The organism is Cellulomonas septica (genome assembly GCF_012396155.1).
In the GTDB taxonomy this organism is placed as follows: Bacteria; Actinomycetota; Actinomycetes; order Actinomycetales; family Cellulomonadaceae; genus Cellulomonas; species Cellulomonas septica.
This window is the reverse complement of sequence record NZ_JAAXOY010000400.1, coordinates 1-3,236: the sequence shown is the minus strand read 5'-3', so window position 1 is coordinate 3,236 and position 3,236 is coordinate 1. Positions and strand designations below refer to the sequence as shown.

Sequence of the window (3,236 nt, the reverse complement as noted above, 5' to 3'; positions counted from 1 at the left end):
CTTCTGCGGCGGCAGCGCGGCCGTGTCGACGGCGCGCGGCTTCGGCGGGACGGCGGCGGCACGGAACTCGGCGCGCGGGTCGTGCACCGAGCCGAGCGCGACGACCTCGCGGCGCAGCAGGATCGAACCCGTCCAGCCGGCCATGATGCGCAGCTTCCGGTTGATCGTCGGCATCGCGTACACGTGGTACGTGCGGTGCAGGAACCACGCCAGCACGCCGCGGACCTTGATCTTGCCGAACATCTGCGCGACGCCCTTGTACATGCCGAGGGACGCGACGGCGCCGATGTTCTTGTGCTTGTACTCCGTGAGCTCGGCCGAGCGGAGCACGCGCGCGAGGTTGTCACCGAGGTGCTTGCCCTCACGGACGGCGTGCTGCGCGTTCGGCGGGCAGAACTGGCCGGGGTTGAACAGGTCGGGCACGGCCGCGCAGTCACCCGCGGCGTACGCGTCGGGGACGGGCGTGCCGTCGGCGTCGACGACCTGGAGGAAGGGGTTGCAGGTGACGCGGCCCATCTTGTCGAGCGGCAGGTCGGACTGCTGCAGGACGGGGTTGGCCTTGACGCCCGCGGTCCAGATGATCGTCTCGGCGTCGAACTCCTGGCCGTTCGAGAGCACGACGTGCCCGTCGACGCACGAGTTGAGGAACGTCGAGAGGAAGATCTCGATGTCGCGCTTGCGCAGCTGCTCGAGCGTGTAGCCGCCGAGCTCCTCGCTGACCTCGGGGAGGATGCGCGGCGAGCCCTCGACCAGGACGAAGCGCAGCTCCTCCTGCTCGATCTGGTTGTAGTGGCGCACCGAGTAGCGCGCCATGTCCTCGACCTCGGCGAGCGCCTCGATGCCGGCGAACCCGCCGCCGACGAAGACGAACGTGAGCATGCGCTTGCGCAGCTCCGGGTCCCACGTGCTGGAGGCGACGTCGATCCGGTTGAGCACGTGGTTGCGGACCGCGATGGCCTCCTCCACGTTCTTGAAGCCGATGCCCTGCTCCGCGAGGCCGGGGATGGGCAGCGTGCGGGCGACCGAGCCGAGACCGACGACCAGGTGGTCGTACGTGATCCAGTACGGGTCGCCCTCCTCGGGCGTGATCTCGACCGTGCGCTCGGCGTGGTGGATCTGCGACACCTTGCCCTGCAGCACGTCGACGCCCTTGAGCGCGCGGCGGTGCGGGGCGACGACGTTGCGCGCGTCGATCGAGCCGGCCGCGGCCTCGGGCAGGAACGGCGCGTACGTCATGTACGGGCGCGGGTCCACGACGACGATCGCGGCCTCGCGCTTGCCGAGTCGCTTGCGCAGACGGCGGGCGGTCGTGAGACCGACCGAGCCGCCGCCGAGGATCACGACGCGCGGGACCTTGCGGGGCTTGCCACGGGGGACGACCGCACCGGCCGCGGGTGCGGCGTCGACCGGGGTCTGGGCAGAAGTCGGCATATCTCCACGGTATCCGCCACCGTCGAACCATGCCGTCCGGTGGACGGTGATGCTGCGCACACGGGCTGGGAAACGGCTGTGAGCCTGGTCTCAAGGGCTGCCGCCCGGCGGCTGGGGCGCCGCGTCGACGCCGGTCAGCCGGGCGGGACGGCGTGCTGCGCGACGACGTCGGCGTACCAGCGCGCGCTCGCCTTCGGCGTGCGCTCCTGCGACGCGAAGTCGACGTGCACGAGCCCCCAGCGCTGGTCCAGCCCTTCGGCCCACTCGACGTTGTCGAGGAGCGACCACGCGTAGTACGCCCGCACGTCGACGCCGTCGTCGACCGCCCGGGCCACCTGCTGGAGGTGCGCGCGCAGGAACGCGACGCGCTCGGCGTCCTCCGTCGTGCCCTCTGGCGTGCGGTCGGGGATGCCGTTCTCCGTGATCACGAACGGCGGCGCGTCGGGGTAGTCGTCGCGGACGCGGACGAGCGTCTCGTACAGCCCCTCGGGGTGGACCTGCTGCCAGGGGGCGTCCGACGTCGGGTACAGCTGCACGTGCTGCCCGCCGCTGTCGACGCCCGTGACGCCGTAGTACTGGATCGCGAGCACGTCGAGCGGGGCGCTGATCGTCGCGAGGTCGCCCTCGCGCACGAGCGCGTCCAGGACGGCCGGGTCGGCCGGGATCTGACCGGGCCGGTCGCCGATCGCGTCGTCCGGGTAGGCGCCGACCAGGACGGGGTCGAGGAAGAGGCGGTTCTCGACCGCGTCCGCGCGTACGGCCGCGTCGTCCGCGCCCGCGCCGGCGGGGTAGACGGGCTGCAGGTTGAGGGCGATGCCGACCCGCGCCGACGCGCCCGACGCGCGGAGCGCCTGCACCGCGAGCCCGTGGCCCAGCAGCTGGTGGTGGACGGCCGCGACCATCTGGTCGACGTCCCTGACGCCTGGCGCGTGGTACCCGCTGCCGTAGCCGACGTAGGCGGTGGTCTTCGGCTCGTTGATCGTCAGCCACGGGCCGGTGACGTCCGGCAGCGCGTCGACGACGACCGCCGCGTAGTCGGCGAACCGCGACGCCGTGTCGCGCGCCGCCCAGCCCCCGCGGTCCTGCAGCGGCTGGGGCAGGTCCCAGTGGTAGAGCGTGACCGCGGGCTCGATGCCGCGCTCGAGCAGCCGGTCGACGAGCCGACGGTAGAAGTCGACGCCCGCCTGGTTCACCGCCCCCGAGCCCGTCGGCTGGACGCGCGGCCACGCGACCGAGAACCGGTAACCGCCGAGCCCGAGGTCCGCCATGAGGTCGACGTCCTGCTCCCAGCGGCGGTAGTGGTCCGCGGCCGGGTCGCCCGTCGCACCGCCGCGGACGTTCCCCGGCTGTGCGGCGAACGTGTCCCAGATCGACGTGCCGCGGCCGTCGGCGGTCGTCGAGCCCTCGACCTGGAACGCCGACGTGGCCGCGCCGAGCACGAAACCGTCCGGCAGCCGCATGGGTGTCGCGGGCGGGGTCCAGGTCGGCGTGGTGGTCACGGTCGGCGACGGCGCGTCAGCGCCGGGCGTGCACGCGGCGAGCGCGGCGGCCGCGAGCGCTCCCCCGCCGAGCCGCAGCACGTCGCGGCGCGAGACCGGGGAGGCGGACGCCGACGTCGTCCGGCGGACGGTGCGGTCGGGCACGATCCGCATGCTCCCACCTGCGGCGACGCGTCGTCCAGGTGCCGTGCGACACCTGTCGCGACGCGTCGCGGGCGCCGTCCGCCGGGCGCCGAGCGCCGGTATCGGGGTCAGGGTCCGGACGTCTCCCCCGCGACCGGTCCGGTGGGCTGCGGCGACGGCGTC

Annotated in this window: 2 protein-coding genes; both read right to left on the bottom strand. The window is 73.4% G+C overall.

Annotated elements, in window-relative coordinates:
• Positions 1 to 1,431: NAD(P)/FAD-dependent oxidoreductase (locus HGA02_RS13915; RefSeq protein ID WP_168679519.1), on the bottom strand; the 1,431-nt coding region annotated here is incomplete at its 3' end.
• A 134-nt stretch (positions 1,432 to 1,565) separates the two neighbouring features.
• Positions 1,566 to 3,083 (bottom strand): GH1 family beta-glucosidase, encoded by a 1,518-nt coding sequence (locus tag HGA02_RS13910; RefSeq protein ID WP_168679518.1) that lies wholly within the window; start codon positions 3,081 to 3,083, stop codon positions 1,566 to 1,568.
• Positions 3,084 to 3,236 lie beyond the last annotated feature (153 nt).